The sequence below is a fragment of the Agrobacterium sp. S7/73 genome (assembly GCF_019355535.1).
GTDB lineage: Bacteria > Pseudomonadota > Alphaproteobacteria > Rhizobiales > Rhizobiaceae > Agrobacterium > Agrobacterium tumefaciens.
Genome location: NZ_CP072136.1, coordinates 2258783 through 2281630 on the forward strand (window position 1 = coordinate 2258783; position 22848 = coordinate 2281630).

Below are 22848 nucleotides of genomic sequence, written 5' to 3' on the forward strand. Positions count from 1 at the left end.
GGAACCCATTTATCACAATGATAAATTTGCGGTTTCGCTATTTAATCAGACCGACCCGGAGCGCCTTTGCGACGGCTTGGGTGCGGTTGACCGTATCGAGTTTTTTCGTCGCACGGTTCAGGTAGTGATTGATGGTATGTTCCGAGAGCATCATGATTTCAGCGATCTCGGCGCTGGTCTTGCCGGCGGCCGTCCAGTTCAGACAATCTATCTCGCGCTCGTTCAATGTCTCGGGAACCCGCAGGTCAAGGCGGCGGATTTCAGATAGCCGGGCAAAGATGTGGCTGGAAATGTAAAAAAGTTCCGCTAGCTGGCTGGTGGGCAAAGTCGTTTTGTTACCGGAAAAGGACACCGCTCCCCGCATCGTGGTGATGTCGTGAACAGGAAACCACACCGAATTGATCATATCGAACCGCTCAAAAAGTCCGATGACCGGTTTCTTCGGCGCGTTTTCGTCGCCGCTGACCAGAAAATCCAGAGAGACGGAAAAGGGTGTGGTCGATTTTTTCAACTGCGCCATCACCCGGCTTCTCTGCAGCATGCCCTCTTCATCATAACGCTGCAAAAGCTCGGCCGGCCAGCTGGTGATGATGGTGCATTGCGACAATTCGCTCGCCATTTCGGCCGAGAGGTCAAGCACCATGAAGGCCTTGAATCCCCAGGCTTCCGTCAGCCGTTTCAAAAACCGGAATATATCGAATTGCGTGTTGAGACCGGCGATCTCGCGAACGCAATCAACACCAATCGACTGAACGGCGGCCGTCTCTGTTTTCTGCATGAAGCGGTTCTTCAAAAAAGAGAAAATACCGCCGCAAAGGCCTGCCTTCGTGCGGAAATTGCGCGGATGTTACTCGCCAAAATGATTCATGCAAACAAAAGTTGAAACTTAATTCCGAATAATCGAAAATAAGATTTCACTTACACGCATCGGCGCGCGATCTGCCGTTTTTGGAGCGGAAACCAACAGCTTCACGCATCCATTTTTCTCAACCATTCGCAACCGGAGATAATCTGCAGGCAAGTTCCGCCGAAATTTGATCGGCCGTTTCGCGCACCAGAGGACCCCATTTCCGCAGTTGCTCCACATCCACGCGATAGGCTGGGCCGGTGACGGAAATCGCCGCGAGAAAATTGCGCCCCGGCGCCCTTACCGGCGCGGCAACGCAGTGGATGCCGATTTCATGCTCCTGAAGGTCGAAACCGTAGCCATTGCTGCGAATGGCGGCCACATCCTGCGCCAGCATTTGCGGGGTTACGATCGTATTTTGCGTGAAGCGGTGGAAGTCCAGCTCTGCGGCAAGTGCAGCGAGTTCGTCAGGGGAAAGCATTGACAGCGCGGCCTTGCCCACCCCTGTGCAGTAGGCGGGGGATGTCTTGCCCACCTGCGAATGCATGCGCAAAGTATGCTTGCCCTCCATCTTGTCCAAATAGGTGACTTGCCCGCCGTTCAGAACGGCAAGATGCACGGATTCCTGCGTCGCCTCCTGCAATGCCGCCAGATGCGGCGCGGCAACGCTGCGCAGATCATTGCCGCTCCAGGCCTTGGCAGCCAATTGCAGCAGCCTCAGACCCACGACATAGGTCTGGTCGGCGACATGATCGACCAGACCTTCGGCCACGAGATGGGCGAGCTGGCGGTGCACCGTGCCGCGCGGCTGGCCGCAAGCCTCGACAACGTCGGTGAAGCGCATCGGTTTTTCGGCAAGGGCGATAAGCTCCAGAAGCGAGACGGCCTTACCAAGCGTGCCGGTTACGCTTTCCTTTTTTCGCTCCAAGGCAGGAACCACCTCATGCTCGCTGTCATTTGGGTTTTTGTGATCGGGCATGGCAACATCCACCGTCATCTGTCTTGACATAAGCCTGCGGCCAAGAGAATAATTCCACTTAGTAAAATCTAGTTCCAAATAATGGAACAATCAAGCCCCCACTGGACGAGACGATGCCGATGATGCAAGCCCATTTCCCTGACCTCAAGGACGCGGGCGTGCTCGTGACCGGCGGCGGCTCCGGCATCGGGGCATCGCTGGTGGAGGCCTTTGCGGCGCAGGGCGCGAGGGTCGCGTTCATCGACATCGCCGAAGAGCCGAGTGTGGCGCTCGTTGCGCGGCTTGCTCATGCCGCACGCCATCCGGTCCATTTCTTCAAGACCGACCTGCGCGACATTGCGGCGACCCGGCAGAGCGTGGAGGCGGCAGCAGCTGCAACCGGCGGCATCAAGGTGCTCGTCAACAATGCCGCATGGGACGACCGCCACGACATCGATACCGTCACAGAAGCCTATTGGGATGCCAATCAGGCCGTCAATATCAAGCAGATGTTCTTCACGGTTCAGGCCGCCTTGCCACATCTGCGGCAGGCGCAGGACGCAGCCATCATCAATTTCTCCTCGATTTCGTTTTTGCTGAACATGGGCGAGCTTCCTTCTTATGCGGCAGCCAAGGCCGGCATCATCGGCCTGACGAAAAGCCTGGCCGGACGGTTGGGGCCGGAAAATATCCGCGTCAACACGTTGCTGCCGGGCATGATCGTGACGGAACGGCAGAAAGAATTGTGGCTGACGGACGACGACGTCACCTCGACCACGGCACGGCAATGTCTCAAGCGCACGCTTGTCGCCGCCGATCTGGTGGGTCCGTGCCTGTTTCTCGCATCATCGGCATCGAGCGCGATCACCGCGCAATCCATAATCGTAGACGGAGGCCTGTTATAATGTCTGAACCCGCTTTTATCGTCGTCGACTGGGGCACGACCAGTTTCCGGCTCTGGCTGCTCAGCCGGTCCGGCGCGGTGCTGGCTGAGCGCAGAAGTGCTGAAGGCATGACGACGGCCATGCGGACCGGCTTTACAGAGGTGCTGCAATCGCATCTCGATGCCATCGGCGCACCGGAAAAACTGCCGGTTCTTATCTGCGGCATGGCGGGTGCGCGGCAGGGCTGGGTGGAGGCCGGTTATATCGACGTGCCTGCATCGCTTTCAGCCGTTCTTGATGGTGCGGTGCGCGTGCCGGGTCAGGAGCGGGATGTCCGCATTCTGCCGGGGTTGGCGCAGCGGGACAAAAACGCACCCGATGTGATGCGTGGCGAAGAAACGCAATTGCTCGGTGCACTCAGCTCTGCCGGCGGCGGCAGGAAGCTGGTCTGCATGCCCGGCACCCATTCCAAATGGGTAACGGTGGATGGCAGCGACGTGACGGGCTTTGCCACCTTCATGACCGGTGAGCTGTTCGAGGTCATCTCGAAACAGACCATCCTTTCCCATGCGGTGGCGGAAGCCGAAGCCTTTACCGGCGAGCACGAGGTATTCAGGGCGGCGGTGCGCGACGTCTATGCCAATCCGCAGCTCGCCACCAACCGTCTGTTCACCCTGCGCTCCGGACAATTGCTGCACGGCCTCACCGCGACAGACGCCAAGGCCAAGCTTTCCGGCATCATGATCGGACTGGAAATCGCCGGTGCGCATTCCTCCGTACGGCGGGACACGCCGGTGGTGCTGATCGGCTCTGGCGCGCTCGGCGCGCTTTACGAGGGTGCATTCGCAGCCCTTGAGATTCAATATACTGTCATCGACGCAGACGAGGCCGTTCGGCGCGGGTTGTTAGCCGCCGCAAATGCCATCTGGTCATAGATTATTCAGTGGAGCGGAATTCCAGGCGAAAACCGCTCACGCTTTTCGCCATCCCGCTCAAGGACGAAAGACCCACCATGCGTATCCCCTTCCCCGCCATGAAATATCCGCTGATCGCCATCCTGCGCGGCCTTAAACCCGAGGAAACCGAAGGCGTCGTCGGCGCGCTGATCGAGACCGGCTTCCGCGCCATCGAAATCCCGCTCAATTCGCCCGATCCGTTCCGCTCGATCGAGATCGCCGCGAAGATGGCGCCCGCCGATTGCCTGATCGGCGCCGGCACCGTGCTCAGCACGGAAGACGTGGATGCGCTGGACGCCGCCGGTGGCAAGCTGATGGTCAGCCCCAACGCCGATGCCGACGTCATCACCGCCGCGCGCGTCAAGGGCATGGTGACGATGCCGGGCGTTCTGACTCCGACCGAGGCTTTGGTTGCCGCAAAAGCCGGAGCAACCGGGCTGAAGTTCTTTCCCGCCAGCATCATCGGCCCGTCCGGCATCAATGCGATCCGGACGATCCTGCCGAAGGATCTGGTCATTGCCGCCGTCGGTGGCGTCTCGGACAAGAATTTCGCCGACTATACCAACGCCGGCATCCTCGCTTTCGGGCTTGGCACCAGTCTCTACAAGCCCGGCATGACGGCCGCGGAGGTGCGCGAGCGCGCCATCGTCACACTTTCGGCCTATGATGCAGCAATTGGAGGATAAAAGCATGGCGACCGTTTTTCCCTTTGCCGGACGTGTTCTTGACGAAACGCCGATGACGCTTGGCGAAGGCCCGACTTTCGACCCGGCGACCGGCACGGCCTGGTGGTTCAATATCATCGGGCGCGAACTGCATGAATTGCATCTCGCTTCCGGCCGCAAAACGGTGCACGCCCTGCCCTTCATGGGCAGCGCACTGGCGAAAATCAGCGACCACAAGCAATTGATCGCGTCCGATGACGGCCTTTTCCTTCGCGATACGGCAACCGGCGTGTTGACGCTGCATGCGGAGCTTGAAAATCACATGCCCGACAACCGCTCCAATGACGGGCGTATGCATCCCTCGGGCGCGCTGTGGATCGGCACCATGGGCCGCAAGGCGCAAATCGGCGCGGGCAGCATCTACCACGTTGCCAGGGGAACCGTGACCAAGCTGTTTGCCGATGTCAGCATTCCAAATTCGATCTGCTTTTCGCCCGATGGCGCGACCGGATATTACGTCGACACCAAGGTCAACGAGCTTATGAAGGTGCCGCTCGATGCCGAGACGGGACTTCCCACCGGCAAGGCAGAGGTGCTCATTGACACCGCCGGCATCGACGGTGGCGTAGACGGATCGGTCTGCGATGCGGAAGGGCATATCTGGAACGCCCGATGGGGGATGGGTGCGGTCGATCGTTACGATGCCGACGGCAACCACATCGAACGCTATCTGGTGCCAGCGGGACAGACCACCTGCCCGGCCTTCATCGGCCCCGATGCGTCGCGCCTTCTCGTCACATCCGCCCGCGAAAATCTTGACGACGACGCCATTGCCGCCAATCCGCAGCACGGAAAGACATTCGAGCTCGGGATTGAGGTGAAGGGCAGGTTCGAGCCGCTCTACCGGTTGTGAAGCGCGGCGCGTGCCGCCTTCTCATTCCTGTGCTCGTCACAGGGATGAGGTTGGGGAGGTCCCTACAGCCTTATGTGCAAGGCCACTCCATTTCTCAGGGAATATCCGACAGGATCTCGCGATAGTTTTCGTGAAGGTAACGCTGCGTGGCGGCGGCATCGGCGGGGCGGCCGTAAAAATAGCCCTGCCCCATAGCGCAGCCGAGCGCGCGCAGTTTTTCCTCTTCCGCCTGCTCCTCGATACCCTCCGCGACGACCTCGAGATCAAGCCCTTCGCACATGGCGACGATGGCCTTGATGATATGTTCCGAAGGACGGTCGCTGCTGATGCGGGAGACAAAGGCGCGGTCGATCTTGACCTTGTCGAAGGTAAAGTCGCGCAGGCGGCCAAGGCTCGACTGGCCGGTGCCGAAATCGTCGAGAGAGATACGAACACCCGCACCCTGCAATTCGCTAATGATGCGTTGCGCGGTATCGGCGGATGTCATGACAGCGGTTTCGGTGATTTCAAGCTCCAGCCGGTGCGGATCAAGGCCGACACGCGACAGGATGGACAGAATATTATCCGCTGTGCCGGGGTCCATCAATTGCGCGGAAGACAGGTTGAAGGACAGGAAAAGCTCTCGCGGCCAGAACAGCGCCGCTTCCGCCGCCTTCCTCAGCAGCGCTTCCGACAGCGCGTCGATGAAACCGCGTTCTTCGGCCAGCGGCACGAAAACGGCGGGCGACACGAAACCGAGATCGGGGTCGTTCCAGCGGGCGAGTGCCTCGAAACCGATGACCTTCGCTTCTTCCAGCCTGACGATGGGCTGGAAATGCACGTCGATCGCATCGGTGATGATGGCGTTCCGCAACGCCTGTTCCAGCTGGGTGGCGCGCTTCATTTCCTGCGCAATCTCGCGCGAATAGACCGTTATCTGTCCACGGCCACGGCGCTTGGAGCGGTAAAGCGCGGTCTCGGCGCTTTTCAGCAAATCCTCGAAATCATCGCCGGCGAAGGGATAGATGGCAAAACCGAAGGATGAGGAAAGCCGGACGTTGCGGTCGCCGAGATCGTAAGGCGCAGAAAGCACGTCCTTGATCATGTTGCCGATGCGCTCTGCGCCGGTGCGTTCGAATACCAGCGGCAGCACGAAGGCGAACTCGTCGCCATCATGGCGCGTCACGGCGGCGCCATCGGGAATGCAAGCCTTCAGCCGATGCGCGACCTGGCACAAAATCTCGTCGCCCGCCTGCACGCCGAAAAGATCGTTGATGGGTTTGAAGCCGTCAATATTCGCAATGCCGACGGTGAAGGGCGCGGGATCGCTGGAACGCTCGCTGGCGAGCATGCGGATTTTGTCCCGCAAACGGTAACGATTGCCAAGCCCCGTCAGCGGATCGCTGTAAGCCATCGCCTGCAGCTCGTTCTGGCTGACGTGCAACGCCTGCGGCTCTGCCCGTTTCATTCCTGCATCTCGTGAATCCCGTGTCGACCGCGATCACAATGCAGGGCAAGTATTAAAAAAGCCATAGAACCGCGCACCGAAAATGCGGCGGCGTTTCCGCAAGGCCAGCGGCTCGAACAAAAAAAACCGAAATGGAGGAGCTTCAGGCTTGCAGCCGCAGGGCATCCTTGCCGAAAAGGCGCAGAAAAACGGCATCGACCATATCGGGACTGACGGGTTTCAGCAGCATGTCTTCCATGCCCGCCGCCAGGCATTTGTCGAGATCGCCCTCGAAAGCGTGGGTGATGACGCCGACGATGGGAATGCGCTCGTCGCCGGCCAGTGCACGCATACGGCGGGCGACCTCAAAACCGTCGATATCGCCAAGCGTGGTGTCGAGCAAGACGACGGACGGCGCCTGTTCCGCAAAAAGACGCAACGCCTCCTCACCCGACGTGGCAAGCCGCCAGGACAGTCCCAATCCCTCAAGGATTTGTGAGAAGACGATCTGGTTGACCCTGTTGTCCTCAACGAGAAGTATCTCGCAGACGCCGCCAGTCTTGAGGATTTTGGGCAGGTCCTCGGTCATGATCTCCCAGTCCTCGTCGGAGGACTTTTCCTTCGGAGACGATTTGAGGCCGACGGCGAGATAATGCAGCAGCGAAGCGTCGATCTCCTCTTCCTCGATGGTGACGACCGGCAGGTCATGCGCAGCCGCGATATCGAGGCATGTGACACTCATCTGGGCGTCGACAACGACGACATCGATGCCGACGCCTGCGGAAGCGGCGATATCGATGAAACTACACTGTTCTTCCTCGCTCCTCACCACGGCATGATCCATGCCGCTCGCGGCAAGCCGGTGGCAGGCGGCTTCGGCAAAGCGCCCGTTTCCGGTAACCACCAGCACCGCCTTGCTTTTCAGCAGACCGCCTGCGGCATCGCGATCTTCATCCTTGCCATAGGTGGAGGCGACGAAATCGACATGTTCGAGCGAGGGGATGACGGGCATGCCGTTCGCGTCGATGGTGGCGAGCGCGGTCACGTCCTCCATCGTCGTGACCAGAAAATGCCGACCAGGCCGACCCACCCGCTGCTTGCGGGTAATCGTCAGCACCTCTTCACCATTCGCGCGCCTCACCCTTTCGGGAAGGATGCTCGGCGTGCCGCTGTCCAGCACCATGCGATCGGCAGCGTCGATCCGGCCTGCGACCTGGCGCGAATGCAGGTCGAAAACCGTGCGGCCGAGAATGCTCTCTGCACTGGTCTCGACCATGGTGCAGGCGGCTTTATTTACGGCGGCATAGGCGAGGTTCCGGTCCTTGACGAGGACCGGAAACGGCAGATTGTCGAGAATGTCTTCGATCAGCTGCACGCGTTCGAGGTCGATGCGCCACTGTTCTTCTCTTTTCTTCTGTTCGGAAATATCGGCAACGACGCTGATGCCCAGCCCGGAAGGCAGGCGGTTCATGACGAAGCGCAGGAAGCGCTCCCCCTTCAACCGCTCGGTTTTTTCAGACCTTTCCTTCCAGTGCAGCGCCAGCCGCTCGCCAATCCATTCCTCGCGTCCCAGCTGCCGGGCATTGGCGGACAGGCTTTCCGCTTCCAGAAGATAACAATCGTAAAGCGCGCTCAGATAGTCGCGCAGCCGCGCGCCCGGCCCGATAACGGCCTCTTGCAGTGGAAAAAAACTCAAAAGCTTCCGGCTTGCGAAAACGATGTGATCGTTCCGGTCGTAAACGACGATCGCCGCGCCAAGCGCGTCGCAAAGGGCATCAAGCATCACTGTATGAACGCCCGCGCCGGAGGACGCCAAATCACTCAACTGCAAACTCCCACCTGTTTTCAGGGTCAGGCTTATGTTTCTATTGGAATCGTCCGAGGCAAATGCCGGGATGAAACGGTAAATTCCGCAAAAGAGACATCAGGGTTCGCTACTTGAAGCAGTCTTGAGGGGAAGATGACGTTCACCCATATACGACGTCACACCACCCGGCGAAGGGGGGCCTCGTTCCTGCAGTCATTTCAAGCCGCCTCACCATATGCAAGGCCGATTAAAGGCGGATTAACGCTTATCCTGACGTTGAACGGAAATGATCAAACGCCGGGCAGGCCGCAAAACATGTGCAAACTTTCACGACTTGAGTTTTTTGCTTTCGAAGCCGTGACGAATCCGCGAAAATGACGATCATGGCCATCAAGCAGCTTTCAGAAACCCTCATCAACCAGATCGCCGCCGGCGAGGTCATCGAAAGACCCTCCAGCGCCACGAAGGAGCTGGTGGAAAACGCCATCGACGCGGGCGCAACGCGCATCGAGATCGCCACGGCGGGCGGTGGCAAGGGACTGGTCCGCATCACCGATAACGGCTCCGGCATGTCGCCTGCCGATCTGGAGCTTGCGGTCCGACGCCATTGCACCTCGAAAATATCCACCACGCTTGACGATATCCGCACGCTTGGCTTTCGCGGCGAGGCCCTGCCCTCCATCGGCTCGGTTGCCAAGCTTTCCATCACCAGCCGGCAACACGGCGCAGAACAGGGTTCGGTGATCTCCGTCACCGGCGGCAAAGTCTCCGAGGTCCGGCCCGCCGCTGCCAATGCCGGCACCATCGTCGAGGTGCGCGACCTGTTTTTCGCGACGCCCGCACGGCTGAAATTCCTGAAGACGGAGCGAGCGGAGGCTGCCGCCATTACCGAAGTCGTCAAGCGGATGGCAATTGCCTTTCCGCATATCCGCTTCGTGCTGTCAGGCACCGACCGCTCCACGCTTGAAATCCCCTCCACCGGCGACGATCACCTTGCCCGCATGGCGCAGATTCTCGGTGCCGAGTTCAAGGACAACGCCATCGAAATCGATGCCGGGCGCGAGGATGTAACGCTCTCCGGTTTTGCCGGCGTGCCGACCTTCAACCGCGGCAACTCGGCGCATCAATATGTTTTCGTCAACGGTCGCCCGGTGCAGGACAAATTGCTGTTGTCCGCCATTCGCGGTGCCTATGCCGAAACCGTACCGCACGGGCGATATCCGGTCGCGGTGCTGTCCCTGACCCTCGATCCCGCCTTCGTCGACGTAAACGTGCATCCGGCGAAATCAGATGTGCGCTTCCGCGATCCCGGCCTGGTTCGCGGGCTGATCGTCGGTGCGATCCGCCAGGCGCTGACCCGCGACGGTGACAGGGCGGCGACGACTGGTGCCAGCCAGATGATGAACGCCTTTCGCCCCGGCTACAGCCCGTCCAATCTCCGACCGTCTGCCGCTGCGACATGGTCCGCCGCGGCCTCGCCTTCCCGACCGCTTGCCGTTTCCGGGAACATGCAATTTGCCGAGGCAGTGCAATCGCGCTTTTCCGACATCACCATGCCGACCGCGCGGGCAGAACCCCGCGAGGTTTACGAGGCCTCGGCAAGCCCGTCGCTGGAACCGTCACAATATCCGCTCGGCGCCGCGCGGGCGCAGTTGCACCAAAATTACATCGTCGCGCAGACGGAAGACGGCCTCGTCATCGTCGACCAGCATGCGGCGCATGAACGGCTCGTGTTTGAGGAAATGCGCAATGCGCTGCATTCCAGACGCCCGCCTTCACAGGTGCTGCTCATTCCTGAGATCATCGACCTTCCCGAAGAGGATTGCGACCGGCTGATGGACCATGCGGCTGGTTTCGATGCGCTGGGACTGGTCATCGAGCGTTTCGGGCCGGGGGCGGTCGCGGTTCGCGAAACGCCGGCGATGCTTGGCGAGGTCAACGTGCAGGGGCTGGTGCGGCAGCTTGCCGACGAGATCGCTGAATGGGACGCTGCCTCCACGCTTGCCAACAAGCTGGAATATGTCGCCGCTACCATGGCTTGCCACGGCTCGGTGCGTTCAGGGCGGCGCATGCGGCCGGAGGAGATGAACGCGCTTTTACGGCAGATGGAAAACACGCCGGGTTCAGGACAGTGCAATCACGGTCGTCCGACCTATATTGAGCTAAAACTTTCCGATATAGAACGTCTCTTCGGCCGAAGCTGAGCCTTAACCCGGGGGCAGCAGGCAGGGCTGGCCTTGGGCGTAGCTCAGCGATATAAATTCAAGGGACTGGAGCATCCGGATTGTTCAGGAGAACGCTACGCCGTTTTGGGCTGGATGCACTGACAGGACATAGCAGGAGACGAAAACGGATGAACAGATTTGAGGGAGGCGGAAACCGCATCGCCGTCATCGAATATCTCGACGGTGACTTCCGGATCGTGCAGACCGGCTCGCATGTCATATGCGCCATCACCGGCAAGACCATTCCGGTCGACGAGCTGCGCTACTGGAGCGTCGCCCGGCAGGAAGCCTATGTGGATGCCAGCGCCTCACTGGAGGCAGAGCGCAAGGCTGGTAATTTGCCCGCCTGATCAGGCGCGGAAGCACGCCCGAAATGGCCGCGTGTGCGAATTCTTCTTTTCGCGCTGAGGGCTGCTCAATTCCTGTGACAAGCACAGGAATGAGGGGGTGAGTGCCCGGCGGCTTGCGTTCCGAGATGCTCTAAATTGACGTCCGCGCATTTTCCCGCAGCAAACGGGCGCGGCAGTTGCGCACCGCCGTCTCGATGATCGTTGTGGCCGCATTGGGATCGTCGAACACCATGTCGACCTCGATCACCAGGCTGTTCCACAGCAATTCTTCCGCACGGCCATGGTGTCCGTTAAGACGCACGGCGTCCTTGGCCGTTGTCACCAGCTGCAAGTTTTCCTTATCCGCGTCCTGCAGAAGATCGGCGATCTCATCATCGCTGAAATGGTGATGGTCAGGAAAGGAGCGCTGCAGCACGATTTCGCCACCAAGCCCCTCGACAGTTCGGAAAAACTTGGCGGGATCGGCGATACCAGCATAGGCCAGCACGCGCCTTCCCCTGAAATCCTGCGGTTCCTGCGGCTTTATCGCCGCGACGAAAACCGGTTTGGCGGCCTTTGCCGCGGTTCTGACCAGCGGATCGGCCGCATGGCCGTTACCGACCTTCAAGAGTCCGGTCATATGCCGCATCTGTTCGGCAAGCGGCGCCCGGACCGGGCCGCCCGGCACAAGATGGCCGTTGCCGATGCCACGCACCGTATCGATAACGACCAACGCATAATCCAATGTCAGGCGTGCGCTCTGGAAGCCATCATCCATGATGATGAGATCCACGCCCTCCTTCACCAGCCGATGTGCACCTTCCACCCGCTTGCGGGAGATGACCGTCACCGCCTCGCGGGCAAGCAGCAGGGGTTCATCGCCGACATCAGCGGAGCGGTGCTGCGCGGGATCGACGAGGGTGGTGACATCAAGTGTGCCGCCATAACCACGGCTCAGGAAGCCGGGTTTCAGGCCCTTTGCGGTGGCGGCTCGGGCGATTGCCATTGCGGTCGGCGTCTTTCCTGCACCACCAACGGTGAAGTTGCCGATGCAGATGACAGGAACGGAAACGCTCGCCCGTTTTGCCGTGCGCATCCGCCGGCCGGCAATATTGCCGTAGAGAAGGGAAAACGGTGATAACAGCCAGGCTTGCCAGCCTGCTTTCTGCCACCAGAAAGGCGGCGCTTCAGAAACCATATATGCCTGCTCCCGGCCGCATCACCCACGGCATTGCGCTTAAATTCGATAAGTCACATGGGTATTTGCCAGAAAAAACCCTGAATTGCAAAACCCGGCTATACATGCGCAGCTTGTCTCTTCCCATCTTGTGCGACAAGTGGCGCGCACTGCGGGGACATGACCTAAACAACGCGTTCCGGAAGCAGGGTTTCCAGCGCGGTAATATCATCGAAACAATAATGGGCGTCGGCGCCAAGGCTTTCGCGCGAGCCGGTTCCGGTGAGAACGGCAATGCGCAATCCTGCGCCGGCATTTCTTGCCATGTGCAGATCGTGATTATTGTCGCCGACCACTGCCACGCGTGCAGGCGCAAGACCAATCGCGTCGCAGAAACCGAGAACCATGCCGGGTTGCGGCTTCGTGCCGTAACCGCTGTCATAACCGGCGACGAAATCGACATCGCTTTCGAAACCGAAACGGATCGCCGTCTGGCGGATGGATTTTTCGTTGTCGCTGGAGGCGATGCCAAGCTTGTAGCCGCGTGCCTTGAGCCTTGCGAAAAATGCCTTGAGATCGGTGACCGGCACGGATTTATCCGCTGCTTCAGTGAATAGCCGGTCGAGCCGCGCAGTCAACTCCACGACATCGCAAGGCGAACCGGCGGCGACGAGACCGGCAGCTATCTCCGCCGTATTGCCGGCAGCCAAAAGACTGTCGGGCACCACATGCCCGGTAACCGGATCCATGCCGCAGGCGGCGAGAAGCTGGTCCGCAAGAACGGGATCGCCCTTGGCGGCAATCGCCGCAAGTTCACGGTTCACCGGCCCCCAGCTTGCGTCATAACCCAACAGCGTACCGTCCTTGTCGAAAAGGACTGCGGCAATCGATCGGGTCGCATCAATTTCCATATCCGCTACCATGAGCCGATGGCACTCCGCGGTTGCAGCTTGGCGGTGACTGTGAGCGGGTTGATGTAGGGCTCCAGCGCCTTGACGGTGGCGGAAAGCGCGCCGCGCATGTCCTGAATGACCCGGTTGCCGGCATCGATCATCTTGTAGCGTTCATTGTCGTTGACCAGGAGGTAATGCACCGCCTTGGCCAGCATCTCGACATCGCGGACGATGCGCCCGCCGCCGGCGCGGATCAGCTTCTGATAGGCCTCGCGGAAATTCTGTACATGCGCGCCTGACAGTACGGCGCAGCCCAGCATTGCCGGCTCCAGCGGGTTCTGCCCACCCTCGGCCGTCAGCGAACGGCCGACGAAGGCAAGTTCGGTGAGCCTCAGGTAAAGCCCCATTTCGCCAATGGAATCCCCGAGGAAGATATCGGTTTCCGGCGTGATCACGTCGTTGCGGCTTCTGCGCGCCACGGTCAACCCCATGCCCTTCAGCATGGCTTCCACGTCGTCGCCGCGCTCGGGGTGGCGCGGCACGATGATGGTCAATTGACCGTTGCGCGACTTGATCGCCGCATGCACGGTGGCTGCTGCCTTCTCTTCACCGTCGAAGGTGGAGATCGCCGCCCATGTCTTGCGGGTGCCGATCTGCCTGCGATAGTGCTCGAGCAGAGCTTCGTCGCAAGGCGGCGGATCCGTATCGCCCTTGAGGTTGCCGGATATAACCACCGGCCAGGAGCCGAGATCACGGAAGCGTTCGGCATCGACATCGGATTGCGCAACCACCAGCGCCAGCTTGGAGAACAGCGATTCCGCAATGTCGTGCCGGTTGTTCCAGCGGTCGAAGGAACGGTCTGAGAGCCGCGCATTGACCCGGATCTGCGGAATGTGCCGGCGCTCCAGCTCCATCATCGTTACCGGCCAGATTTCCGATTCAGCGGTGATGGCGGCATCCGGTGCCCAATAGGCGAGGAAACGGTTGACCGCGATCTTGATGTCGAGCGGCACATATTGGTGGATCACATCATCGCCAAGCCGGGTACGGGTCAGCTCGGCCGAGGTGACGGTGCCTGTGGTCAGAAGCACGAAGATATCGCGCTTGCGTATTTCGCGGATCAGCGGAATGAGGGCGAGCGTTTCGCCGACACTTGCGGCATGGAACCAGACGAGCGGGCCACGGGGGCGCTCCGCGCTGGCGTAACCGAAACGTTCTAGACGGCGGCGCTTGTCTTCCTTGCCCTTTGCGGCCCGATAGGAAAGATAAGGCCGTGCAAACGGATAAGCGGCTATACCGGCAATCCTGTAACCGGAAAGAGCGAAACGTGCGATACGGCTGCTCATGACATTCTGCCCTTGATCATTCCGCGCAATGCCCTGCCCCTGTTCTTTGTTGTTATCGCCGCCTACTTCTTCTCAAATTGCGTCATTTTTTATCATCGGAAACAAAAGCGCGATCACGTTTTCTCGCAACCGAATTTCCTGCCTGCCATTCCGGGCAGGAATCACGGGAAAACTCGCCTTCACCCAATAGTATTACAACGCAAGGGCAAAAGGACTCAATTTTTATCGTCGGGATTGAGAAGACGGTGCATATGCACGATAAAATAACGCATATGGGCGTTATCAACAGTCATCTGCGCCTTGGATCTCCACGCGGTCAGCGCGGAAGCGTAGTCAGGATAGATGCCGACGATATCGAGCGCATTCAAATCCCGGAACTGAACATCCTGAAGATTTTCCAGTTCGCCGCCGAACACAAGGTGCAGCAGCTGTTTCTGTTTGCCAGATTCCGTCATGTCTTGTCTCTTTCTTAAGCTCTGAGAGCCCCTCATCTGCGGGATTTCCGGGCAAACGTCAACCATCGGACAGATGTGAAAACGCTTTCAAAAGCGCGGGAAGCGCATATTCTGCTGCAGCGCACAATGCGGGGTGGTTTACCTCGCGGCGATTATACATCAGGGGTTTTCCGTCAAGTCCGACCAGACTGCCGCCTGCCCTTTCGAGGATCAGGTCTGCGGCGGCCAGATCCCACTCGTGCGAGTTCGCCTTGACCAGCGTTCCATCGATGCGGCCATCCGCCACCATCGCCAGCCGGTAGGCGAGCGAGGGCACATGCGGAATGCGCTTGACGGTGCTGCGCACCTCTTCCGGCAGATGCGTAATCACGTCTTCAGGTGCGGCGAGATGGAAAACGCCGGTGTTTTCACGGGCGGCTGAAATCGGCTTGCCATTCTTCAGCGCTTCGCCGCCTTCAAGTGCGGTGAATTCCTCTGCGAGTGCAGGCGCAACAAGGGCGGCAACGACGGGTCGGCCCTCATGCACCACGGCGACGCTGACGCACCAGGTATCCCGCCCACCGATGAAGGCGCGCGTTCCGTCGATGGGATCGATGACGAAGACGGTGGAGCGGGCCAGCCTTGTCGTATCGTCATCCGTCTCTTCCGAAAGCCAGCCATATTCCGGCCGGGCGGTACGCAGGATGGTTTCGAGAATTTCGTTTGCCGCGTAATCGGCCGCGCTGACCGGTGAAAGCCCGCCATTTTTCCACCAGACCTCGAGGTCCTTGCGGAAGAAACCGAGGGCCGTCTCGCCCGCCTTGCGTGCGGCTTCGAGGACCAGCCTCAGATCGGAAGCCCAGCGGGCCTCAGCCATATCGTTCATTTTGCCGTCTTTTCCGCGCGCCTCATACGGCGCGCCTGTTTTTCCCTTCGCACTTGCACACAAAGTGCTGGCGAAAACAACCCACAGGTCGCCTCACTTGCCCGCGATCGTCATGCCTTCGATAGCAAGTGTCGGTGCTGCGACACCATATTTGCGGTCGATATCGTTAGCCGGCGTGACACGCATGAACATGTCCTTCAGGTTCGAAGCGATGGTGACCTCGGAAACCGCGAAGGATTTTTCACCATTCTCGATCCAGAAGCCGCTCGCACCGCAGCTATATTCACCGGTGAGCATATTGGCGCCATGGCCTATCAGTTCGGTGACGTAAAAGCCGGTTCCGACGTCCCTCAGCAGATCTTCCGGCGAAATATCGCCTGGCTCCAGCGCGAGATTGGTTGAGGACGGCGATACCGAAGTGCCACCGCGCACGCCGCGACCGTTGGTTTCAAGGCCGAGTTCACGCGCTGCCGAGGTGGAGAGGAACCAATGCTTCAGCACCCCGTCCTCGATCATCGTCATCTTCTCGCCCCGGACACCCTCGCCATCGAAAGGACGCGACGAGGGGCCACGAACGATCTGCGGATCGTCCGTCAGATAAAGGCCCTTTTTCAGAACCTGCTGCCCCATCCTGTCGCGCAGGAAGCTGGTCTTGCGGGCAACGGAAGCGCCATTGATCGCGCCGGCAATGGCGCCGACGAAACCGCGCGCGATGCGGGGATCAAAAACCACGGTAATATTGCTGCCGGTATCGACCTGACGCGGGCCGACCCGCCGCACGACTTTTTCGCCGGCGCGGCGGCCGATCTCTTCTGCTGCATCCAGATCGGCGTAATAAAGGCGGCTGTCGAAATCGTAGTCGCGCTCCATCTTCGTGCCCTCGCCGGCGATGACACTGACGGAACGGCTGAAACGGCTGCCCATGTAGCTGCCGGAAAAACCGTGCGAGGTGGCAAGGACGAGGCCGCCCATGCCGCTCGATGCGCCAGCACCTGAGGAATTGCTGACGCCCTTGACGGCAAGCGCCGCCTCTTCCGAGGCGAGCGCTGCCTCACGCAATTGATCTGTAGAGACCTCGGTCGCATCGAAAAGCTCGAGATCGTCGTAGGAGGTTGCGAGCCGTTCCCTGTCTGCCAGGCAGGCGAAGGGGTCTTCCGGCGAAACCTTCGCCATGGCCACCGCCCGTTCCGCCAGGGTCTTCAGGTCGAAGCCGGGATTGGCCGAAACGCTCGCCACCCGCCGCCCGACGAAAACGCGAAGCGAAAAATCATCGCTTTCGGAGGATTCGGTACTTTCCACCTTGCCAAGCCGGACGCCGACCGATTGCGAGCGAGAGCGGACGACGACGGCATCCGCCTCATCCGCGCCTGCAGCACGGGCAAGATCGACAAGCTCGCTGGCGCGATCGAGAAGTTTGGAAGAATCTATTTCTGAGGACATGAGTTGGCCTTTCATTCCTGTTCCATTTATTGTGCCATCAACCCCGCATCAAGGGCGAAACGCCGCTTTCTCCATCGACAAGGCTTTGTCGCCACCATATTCGAAAGTCAGCCAGCATGACCGAGCACGACGCTCTCTTTTCCGAACCCTTGCTGCTTCTGGCCGGCGCTGTCATCGCGGCGTCGATTTTCCGCAAACTCGGCCTTGGCACCGTGCTCGGTTATCTGGTGGCGGGCATCGTCATCGGGCCGTTCCTGCATCTGGTGACAGACGCGAAAGATATCTTCAACGTCTCGGAACTGGGCGTGGTTTTCCTGCTCTTCATCATCGGCCTCGAACTCAAGCCATCGCGCATATGGCAGATGCGGCGCGATATTTTAGGGCTGGGGCTGGCGCAGGTGCTGGTGACGGGCAGCGTGCTGGCATTGATTGCCTGGTGGGCCGGACTGATCGACGCGCGCGGCAGCCTCGTTGCGGGTTTCGGCCTTGCACTCTCCTCCACCGCCTTTGCGTTACAGATTCTTGAAGACGATGGCGACATGAATACGCGGCATGGCAACCGCTCCTTCTCGATCCTGCTGTTTCAGGATCTCGCTATCGTACCGCTTCTTGCCCTTGTCACCATTCTTTCCAACCGCCCGGACGTGCCGACGGATTCGATGGCCTACGATCTCGTCGCCTCCGTTGTCGCGGTGGCGGGCATGGTGTTGGCCGGGCGTTATCTGCTGACGCCGATGTTCCAGATCATCGCCCGCACGGGTGCGCGGGAGGTGATGATCGCCGCCGCCCTCTTCGTCGTCATCGGTGCGGCCGCCATCATGGAGGCGGTTGGGCTTTCGATGGGCATGGGTGCGCTGCTGGCCGGGCTGATGCTGTCGGAATCCTCCTATAGGCACGAGCTGGAAGCCGATATCGAGCCGTTTCGCGGGCTGTTTCTGGCGCTGTTCTTCATGGCTGTCGGCATGTCGCTGCACATCAACATCGTCTACGAGCACATTCTTCTCATCCTGATCGCCGTGCCGGCGATGATGGCTGTGAAGGCGGCCGTAATCTATGGGCTGTGCCGCATCGCCGGTTCGTCCCGTTATGCATCGAGCCGTATCGCGCTGCTGCTGGCGCAGGGCGGCGAATTCGGTTTCGTGCTGTTTTCCACTGCTGCCGCCTCCCGCCTATTTCCGCAGGCGACGGCTTCCATCCTTGTCGCCATCGTGACGCTTTCCATGGCGCTGACGCCGCTGCTGGCAGTGGTTTCTCGCCGGCTGACGGCGGAGGATGCCGATGAGGACACGCTGGACGAGGATTTTGACGGGGCTGGCGCCGATGTGCTGATGATCGGCTTTTCGCGCTTCGGCCAGATCGCCTCGCAAATCCTGCTTGCCGGTGGGCGCGACGTGACAGTCATCGACAGTTCGGCCGATCGTGTACGTCAGGCTTCCCGCTTCGGTTTCCGCATCTTTTTTGGCGATGGTACACGCAAGGACGTGTTGATCGCGGCTGGCATAGAGCGCGCCGATCTCGTGGCGGTCTGCACACATAAAAAGGAAGTCACCGACCGCATCATCGACATGATCCAGTCGGAATTTCCAAGCGTGCGCATCTATGCCCGCTCCTATGACCGCATTCATTCCCTCGATCTCAGGAAAAAGGGCGTGGAATACGAAATCCGCGAGACTCTGGAATCCGGCCTGCTATTTGGCCGCCGCATTCTGGAAGGGCTGGACATGGACGGCGAAAGGGCGCTTGCCATTTCCGACGACATACGCGAGCGCGACGAGGAGAGATTGCAGCTACAGGCCGTGGAAGGGCTCGCCGCCGGCAGGCAGATGCTGCACAACAAGCCGGTGCGCGAAGTGAAGCCCGAGCCACTGATGAAGCCGAAGAACAAGGTGGAAAAGCGCGAGGAAGAAGAGGACGAAGACGAGGGTGAAATAGCAGTCACCCACTAAGCGGCACGCGCTCGCCCATAGCGAATACTCAAGGAGTACCGCTCAAGCCTCCACGCCCTGCCCGCGATGGAACAGTTCCACCTGCATTTCGATCTGCCGTTTCAGATCATCCTTGATCCCGGCGGAAGCGTTCAGAACTTCTTCCGATTTGAGGAAATCCAGCACGCCGAAACGGTGCACCGGTGGGCGCAGGAAAATATGCGGCGGGCGCAATCTGAGTTTCAGGGCAATGGCCGCCTGCATCATCAGCTGACTGGCGCCGAACAGGCTGTCCAGCCGGTTCGGCATGGTGGTGCCGTCACCTTCAGGGCCACCAACCACATCGATGCCGACGATGATATCGGCCTGATCCATCAGATGCTCATAGGGCACGGGATTGAAGATGCCGCCATCGATCATGATGCGGCCGTTAACGCGCACCGGCATGAATAGAGCCGGAATAGCCGCAGAAGCCGCCAGCGCCTGAATGATCTCGCCGGTTTCCACCACCACTTCGGTCTGCGCATAATAATCCGTGGTCACCACTTTCAGGGGAATGGCAAGTTCGGAAAAATCCTTCGGCAGGGCCTGCGGCATCAAGGCGTGCAGAATGAGTTCGAGATTGAACTGGCCAAGACGAAAACCATCTACCGCATGGCGCATGGATGCGGGGCCGAGGCTCCAGAGACGGTTGGCGACCGAACCCTTCCGCCCCATGAGTTCAAGCGTATATTCGCGGATTTCCTTGCCGCTCATGCCGGCCGCCATGCCTGCTGCGATGATGGAGCCGATGGAGGAGCCGGAAAGCGCGACCGGGCGAATGCCTAGTTCGTCGAATGCCTCGATAACGTTGATGTGGCAGATGCCGCGTGCGCCACCGCCGCCGAGCGCCAGGCCGAATGTCGGCTCATGACCGCTCTCGCGGCTGGCATCGATTGCCTCTTGCCCGGCGTGAACCATTGTGACGCTGTCGTTTACACCCTGCTCCATGCCAAATACCCAAGACCCTTTCCACGGCAAAGCCTCTGCCTATTCGGCAAACAAGACAAGACCGTGACGCGACGGGAAAGTGCTGCCGTCAGAGCGTTTTCGCTTTTCTTCAAATAGCGAAAACACTCTAACTCTTTGGCTTGCACCATTTCCGCACGGAAACCGGGGCCGTTTTTGCTGGAAATGCTCTAGGGCTCGTAGCGGTAGAAGTGCATTTTCGAGTCACCGAAGATGCGGCTTTCGAGCGGTTTGAACACCGGCTCGACATTGACCACAACATCGCCGCGCTCTTCCAGAATGGCGAGCGCACCGGGGGCCAGCCAGCCGCCAGCATGGGCAGCAGCAAATGCCTTCTCCCCGTGGCCCTGGCCATAGGGCGGATCGGCGAACAGGAGATCGAAGGGCTCGATATTGTTGACGCCGCCAAGCTTGGTCGCGTCACGCCGCAGGATGCGGGCACGCCCATGCAGCCCCAGCGCATCGATATTTTCCCACAACAGCCCCCTGCCCTCAACGCCGTTTTCGACGAAGAGCGCCACACGACAGCCACGCGAAAGCGCCTCCAGCCCGACCGCGCCCGTTCCGGCAAAAACGTCCAGAACGCGCGTACCGTCAAGACTTTCCGGATAGGCGTGGCTTAGAATATTGAAGAGGCTTTCCCGTGTCCTGTCGATTGTCGGACGAATGGAATTTGTTTTCGGCGCGGCCAGATTTCGGCCGCGGAACTCACCGCCTACGATCCGCATTACGTGTCATTCCCCTGCCACCAGAAGGTTTGCCACCCGGGCCTTTGCCGCCCGGTTTGCCGCCGCCGGGGCCGCTACCGCCACCGGGGCCTTTGCCCTTGCCTGAAAAACCCGAACGTTCGCCACGTTCACCCGGTTTTCCAAAAGAAGGCTTGCCCGATGAGGGCCTGCCGCCGGGTTTTCCACCCGGTTTTGCGCCTCTTGGCTTGTCACCAAAAGGCCGGTCGCCGCGTGGGCGATCACCGTCTTCGCGGGGCTTGTCGCGGAACGGACGCTCACCGAAAGGTTTCTCACCACGTGCTGTGCGATCTCCGAAGCTCTTCTCGCCGCGGGGGCGGTCGCTGCGCGGGCGATCACCCTCCTCACGTGGCTTGTCACGGAACGGACGGTCGCCAAACGGTTTTCCACCGCGTGCGGGGCGATCTCCGAAGCTCTTCTCGCCGCGAGGACCGTCGCCACGCGGGCGATCTCCCGCTTCACGTGGCTTGTCACGGAACGGGCGGTCACCGAAGGATTTCCCGCCGCGATCTCCAAAGCTCTTTCCACCGCGCGGGCCGTCGCCACGTCCACGACCGCCTTCCTCTTCGCGCGGGGAATCCGAACGGATCCACTCGCCCTCGGAATCGGCATGCCTGACGACGTTGCGGCGCGCTTCCGCCTGGGCGGATGGCTTCTTGAACAGGCTTTCCGCTTCCGCGCGGGCAGAAGACTTCCGCTCCTTGCCATCACGGGTGGGCTTTGCGCCGGGCGCCATCCAGACATTGGCCGTGCGGCTGGTGCCCGCGGGCGGGCGGGCGGGGCGGCGTTCTTCGCCATCCTCTTCGCCACGGGTTTTCGCGCCGAATTTCCCGGCAGGTTTGCCACCGAACTTGCCGGCTGGCTTGTCACCGCGCTTGGTGTCGAGACGGCCGAGCGCCTTTTCGCGGCGATCTTCCGGTTTGCCGGCAGCCCTGTCGAACCGCGGCTTGCCTTCCGGCGCATCGCTCTTTGCCCATTCGGACCGGGGCGCGCGCTTGGGCGTATTTTCTTCTTCATCGTCGGCGACAGGCGCATCGTAGATCGGCGCGTCGAAATTGGCGCCGGATTGTTCGATGAGGCGCGGACCAAGCTGGTCACGCAGCATGCGGCCACGCACTTCAAGCACCTTGCCTTCAGGCAGATCGCCAAGCTGGAACGGGCCGTAGGAGATACGGATCAGGCGGTTGACCTCAAGGCCGAGCGCGCCGAGCACGTTCTTGATCTCGCGGTTCTTGCCTTCGCGCAGACCCATGGTGATCCAGACGTTGTGACCCTGGGTGCGGTCGAGCGTCGCGTCGATAGCGCCATAAAGCACGCCGTCAACGGCAATGCCTTCCTTCAGCTTGTCGAGCGCTGCCTGATCGACCTCGCCATGGGCGCGCACGCGGTAGCGGCGCAGCCAGCCGGTCGTCGGCAGTTCCAGCACGCGGGAGAGACCGCCATCATTGGTCAACAGCAGCAGGCCTTCGGTATTGATGTCGAGGCGGCCGATAGAGAGCACACGCGGCAATTCACCCGGCAGATTGTCGAAAACGGTCGGGCGGCCTTCCGGGTCGGAATTGGTCGTCACCAGGCCAGCGGGCTTGTGGTAAAGCCACAGGCGCGTGCGCTCAGCCCCGCGGATGGGCATGCCATCCACTTCGATCTTGTCGGAAAGAGTCGCGTTCATCACCGGGGTGTCCAGCTTGACGCCGTTCAGCGACACGCGGCCTTCCATGATCATGCGCTCGATATCGCGGCGCGAGGCAACGCCGGCGCGCGCCATGATCTTGGAAATGCGCTCTGGCTTGGTGCCCATAACGGCTTCCTGCACCGGAGCCGCCTTGGCTTCTACCGGTTTCTTTTCACGCTCTGCGGCGGGCTTGCCGGGGCCTTTCGGCTTCTTGTCGCGGCTAAAAGTCTTGCCACCGTCACGCTTCGGCTTGTCTTTAAAAGTCATTTGCTGTTTGCCTGTTGTTTGGGCTGTCCTATCAGGTCCAAGCA

General features: G+C 60.3%; 20 protein-coding genes. 7 read left to right on the forward strand and 13 right to left on the reverse strand.

The features are described from left to right. Positions 1-37: 37 nt before the first annotated feature. Both J5276_RS11240 and J5276_RS11245 read right to left on the reverse strand, forming a co-directional pair. Entirely contained in the window at positions 38-778 is a 741-nt protein-coding gene (locus J5276_RS11240; protein WP_025592618.1) for an autoinducer binding domain-containing protein, read from the reverse strand. 208 nt (positions 779-986) lie between these two features. Continuing rightward, positions 987-1856, reverse strand: coding sequence for an IclR family transcriptional regulator (locus J5276_RS11245; RefSeq protein ID WP_026330616.1), 870 nt, complete (start codon positions 1854-1856; stop codon positions 987-989). Positions 1857-1939: 83 nt separating this feature from the next. Between J5276_RS11245 and J5276_RS11250 the strand changes: the two genes are divergently transcribed. The 4 genes from J5276_RS11250 (at position 1940) to J5276_RS11265 (ending at position 5223) form a co-directional block, all read left to right on the forward strand. After that, complete coding sequence (locus J5276_RS11250) at positions 1940-2710, forward strand: SDR family NAD(P)-dependent oxidoreductase (RefSeq protein WP_112155193.1); 771 nt, start codon at positions 1940-1942, stop codon at positions 2708-2710. Then, positions 2710-3624: a 2-dehydro-3-deoxygalactonokinase gene (locus J5276_RS11255; protein ID WP_112155192.1), complete on the forward strand. Its 915-nt coding sequence runs from the start codon at positions 2710-2712 to the stop codon at positions 3622-3624. Before J5276_RS11250 ends, J5276_RS11255 begins: the two co-directional genes overlap by 1 nt. Before the next feature lie 77 nt (positions 3625-3701). Further along, a complete protein-coding gene (locus J5276_RS11260; RefSeq protein WP_111796236.1) occupies positions 3702-4331 on the forward strand; it encodes a 2-dehydro-3-deoxy-6-phosphogalactonate aldolase in 630 nt (209 codons plus the stop codon). A 4-nt stretch (positions 4332-4335) separates the two neighbouring features. Then, complete coding sequence (locus J5276_RS11265) at positions 4336-5223, forward strand: SMP-30/gluconolactonase/LRE family protein (protein ID WP_112155191.1); 888 nt, start codon at positions 4336-4338, stop codon at positions 5221-5223. 94 nt (positions 5224-5317) lie between these two features. Here the strand turns inward: J5276_RS11265 and J5276_RS11270 are convergent, their stop codons facing one another. Together J5276_RS11270 and J5276_RS11275 are read right to left on the reverse strand one after the other, a co-directional pair. Next, positions 5318-6670 carry a bifunctional diguanylate cyclase/phosphodiesterase gene (locus J5276_RS11270; protein ID WP_003519050.1) on the reverse strand — a complete coding sequence of 451 codons (1353 nt, stop codon included), beginning with the start codon at positions 6668-6670 and terminating at the stop codon, positions 5318-5320. Between the two features lie 142 nt (positions 6671-6812). Next, the gene (locus J5276_RS11275) at positions 6813-8432 is read right to left on the reverse strand and encodes a response regulator (RefSeq protein ID WP_162632943.1); all 1620 of its coding nucleotides are present in this window, start codon (positions 8430-8432) and stop codon (positions 6813-6815) included. 407 nt (positions 8433-8839) lie between these two features. On the opposite strand from J5276_RS11275, the gene mutL reads away from it, so the two are divergent. Beyond that, positions 8840-10660 (forward strand): DNA mismatch repair endonuclease MutL, encoded by a 1821-nt coding sequence (mutL, locus tag J5276_RS11280; protein ID WP_041694517.1) that lies wholly within the window; start codon positions 8840-8842, stop codon positions 10658-10660. 149 nt (positions 10661-10809) lie between these two features. Further along, complete coding sequence (locus J5276_RS11285; RefSeq protein ID WP_003519053.1) at positions 10810-11031, forward strand: DUF2093 domain-containing protein; 222 nt, start codon at positions 10810-10812, stop codon at positions 11029-11031. 130 nt (positions 11032-11161) lie between these two features. Here J5276_RS11285 and lpxK read toward each other — a convergent pair whose 3' ends face one another. The 6 genes from lpxK to J5276_RS11315 all read right to left on the reverse strand — a co-directional run bounded on the left by lpxK (position 11162) and on the right by J5276_RS11315 (position 17186). After that, entirely contained in the window at positions 11162-12208 is a 1047-nt protein-coding gene (gene lpxK / locus J5276_RS11290) for a tetraacyldisaccharide 4'-kinase (RefSeq protein WP_111783301.1), read from the reverse strand. Positions 12209-12372: 164 nt separating this feature from the next. Beyond that, positions 12373-13110 carry an HAD family hydrolase gene (locus J5276_RS11295; protein ID WP_019564232.1) on the reverse strand — a complete coding sequence of 246 codons (738 nt, stop codon included), beginning with the start codon at positions 13108-13110 and terminating at the stop codon, positions 12373-12375. Beyond that, a complete protein-coding gene (waaA, locus tag J5276_RS11300; protein ID WP_004432170.1) occupies positions 13104-14426 on the reverse strand; it encodes a lipid IV(A) 3-deoxy-D-manno-octulosonic acid transferase in 1323 nt (440 codons plus the stop codon). The genes J5276_RS11295 and waaA overlap by 7 nt, the downstream gene beginning before the upstream one ends. A 215-nt stretch (positions 14427-14641) precedes the next feature. Next, positions 14642-14881: a DUF4170 domain-containing protein gene (locus tag J5276_RS11305; RefSeq protein WP_019564234.1), complete on the reverse strand. Its 240-nt coding sequence runs from the start codon at positions 14879-14881 to the stop codon at positions 14642-14644. A 58-nt stretch (positions 14882-14939) separates the two neighbouring features. Beyond that, a complete protein-coding gene (locus J5276_RS11310; protein WP_112155189.1) occupies positions 14940-15746 on the reverse strand; it encodes a 3'(2'),5'-bisphosphate nucleotidase CysQ in 807 nt (268 codons plus the stop codon). A 93-nt stretch (positions 15747-15839) separates the two neighbouring features. Then, the gene (locus J5276_RS11315; protein ID WP_065658307.1) at positions 15840-17186 is read right to left on the reverse strand and encodes a TldD/PmbA family protein; all 1347 of its coding nucleotides are present in this window, start codon (positions 17184-17186) and stop codon (positions 15840-15842) included. Between the two features lie 116 nt (positions 17187-17302). Between J5276_RS11315 and J5276_RS11320 the strand changes: the two genes are divergently transcribed. Beyond that, positions 17303-19132 carry a monovalent cation:proton antiporter-2 (CPA2) family protein gene (locus J5276_RS11320; protein ID WP_004432178.1) on the forward strand — a complete coding sequence of 610 codons (1830 nt, stop codon included), beginning with the start codon at positions 17303-17305 and terminating at the stop codon, positions 19130-19132. Between the two features lie 42 nt (positions 19133-19174). On the opposite strand, the gene J5276_RS11325 is transcribed toward J5276_RS11320, so the two are convergent. The 3 genes from J5276_RS11325 to J5276_RS11335 form a co-directional block, all read right to left on the reverse strand. Continuing rightward, positions 19175-20101: a patatin-like phospholipase family protein gene (locus J5276_RS11325; RefSeq protein WP_013635561.1), complete on the reverse strand. Its 927-nt coding sequence runs from the start codon at positions 20099-20101 to the stop codon at positions 19175-19177. A gap of 188 nt (positions 20102-20289) precedes the next feature. Beyond that, complete coding sequence (gene rsmD, locus J5276_RS11330; RefSeq protein ID WP_004432183.1) at positions 20290-20847, reverse strand: 16S rRNA (guanine(966)-N(2))-methyltransferase RsmD; 558 nt, start codon at positions 20845-20847, stop codon at positions 20290-20292. After that, positions 20828-22804, reverse strand: a complete 1977-nt coding sequence (locus J5276_RS11335; RefSeq protein ID WP_174005512.1) for a pseudouridine synthase — start codon at positions 22802-22804, stop codon at positions 20828-20830. Before J5276_RS11335 ends, rsmD begins: the two co-directional genes overlap by 20 nt. Positions 22805-22848: the final 44 nt, after the last annotated feature.

Bases quoted from the DNA above. Each gene is read 5' to 3' on its own strand.
- J5276_RS11295 (WP_019564232.1), bottom strand. From the start codon at position 13,110: ATGGTAGCGGATATGGAAATTGATGCGACCCGATCGATTGCCGCAGTC.
- J5276_RS11245 (WP_026330616.1), bottom strand. From the start codon at position 1,856: ATGTCAAGACAGATGACGGTGGATGTTGCCATGCCCGATCACAAAAAC.
- J5276_RS11270 (WP_003519050.1), bottom strand. From the start codon at position 6,670: ATGAAACGGGCAGAGCCGCAGGCGTTGCACGTCAGCCAGAACGAGCTG.
- J5276_RS11335 (WP_174005512.1), bottom strand. From the start codon at position 22,804: ATGACTTTTAAAGACAAGCCGAAGCGTGACGGTGGCAAGACTTTTAGC.
- J5276_RS11310 (WP_112155189.1), bottom strand. From the start codon at position 15,746: ATGAACGATATGGCTGAGGCCCGCTGGGCTTCCGATCTGAGGCTGGTC.
- J5276_RS11265 (WP_112155191.1), top strand. From the start codon at position 4,336: ATGGCGACCGTTTTTCCCTTTGCCGGACGTGTTCTTGACGAAACGCCG.
- lpxK (WP_111783301.1), bottom strand. From the start codon at position 12,208: ATGGTTTCTGAAGCGCCGCCTTTCTGGTGGCAGAAAGCAGGCTGGCAA.
- mutL (WP_041694517.1), top strand. From the start codon at position 8,840: ATGGCCATCAAGCAGCTTTCAGAAACCCTCATCAACCAGATCGCCGCC.
- J5276_RS11305 (WP_019564234.1), bottom strand. From the start codon at position 14,881: ATGACGGAATCTGGCAAACAGAAACAGCTGCTGCACCTTGTGTTCGGC.
- waaA (WP_004432170.1), bottom strand. From the start codon at position 14,426: ATGAGCAGCCGTATCGCACGTTTCGCTCTTTCCGGTTACAGGATTGCC.
- J5276_RS11275 (WP_162632943.1), bottom strand. From the start codon at position 8,432: ATGCTTGATGCCCTTTGCGACGCGCTTGGCGCGGCGATCGTCGTTTAC.
- J5276_RS11315 (WP_065658307.1), bottom strand. From the start codon at position 17,186: ATGTCCTCAGAAATAGATTCTTCCAAACTTCTCGATCGCGCCAGCGAG.
- rsmD (WP_004432183.1), bottom strand. From the start codon at position 20,847: ATGCGGATCGTAGGCGGTGAGTTCCGCGGCCGAAATCTGGCCGCGCCG.
- J5276_RS11325 (WP_013635561.1), bottom strand. From the start codon at position 20,101: ATGGAGCAGGGTGTAAACGACAGCGTCACAATGGTTCACGCCGGGCAA.
- J5276_RS11250 (WP_112155193.1), top strand. From the start codon at position 1,940: ATGCCGATGATGCAAGCCCATTTCCCTGACCTCAAGGACGCGGGCGTG.
- J5276_RS11320 (WP_004432178.1), top strand. From the start codon at position 17,303: ATGACCGAGCACGACGCTCTCTTTTCCGAACCCTTGCTGCTTCTGGCC.
- J5276_RS11240 (WP_025592618.1), bottom strand. From the start codon at position 778: ATGCAGAAAACAGAGACGGCCGCCGTTCAGTCGATTGGTGTTGATTGC.
- J5276_RS11255 (WP_112155192.1), top strand. From the start codon at position 2,710: ATGTCTGAACCCGCTTTTATCGTCGTCGACTGGGGCACGACCAGTTTC.
- J5276_RS11285 (WP_003519053.1), top strand. From the start codon at position 10,810: ATGAACAGATTTGAGGGAGGCGGAAACCGCATCGCCGTCATCGAATAT.
- J5276_RS11260 (WP_111796236.1), top strand. From the start codon at position 3,702: ATGCGTATCCCCTTCCCCGCCATGAAATATCCGCTGATCGCCATCCTG.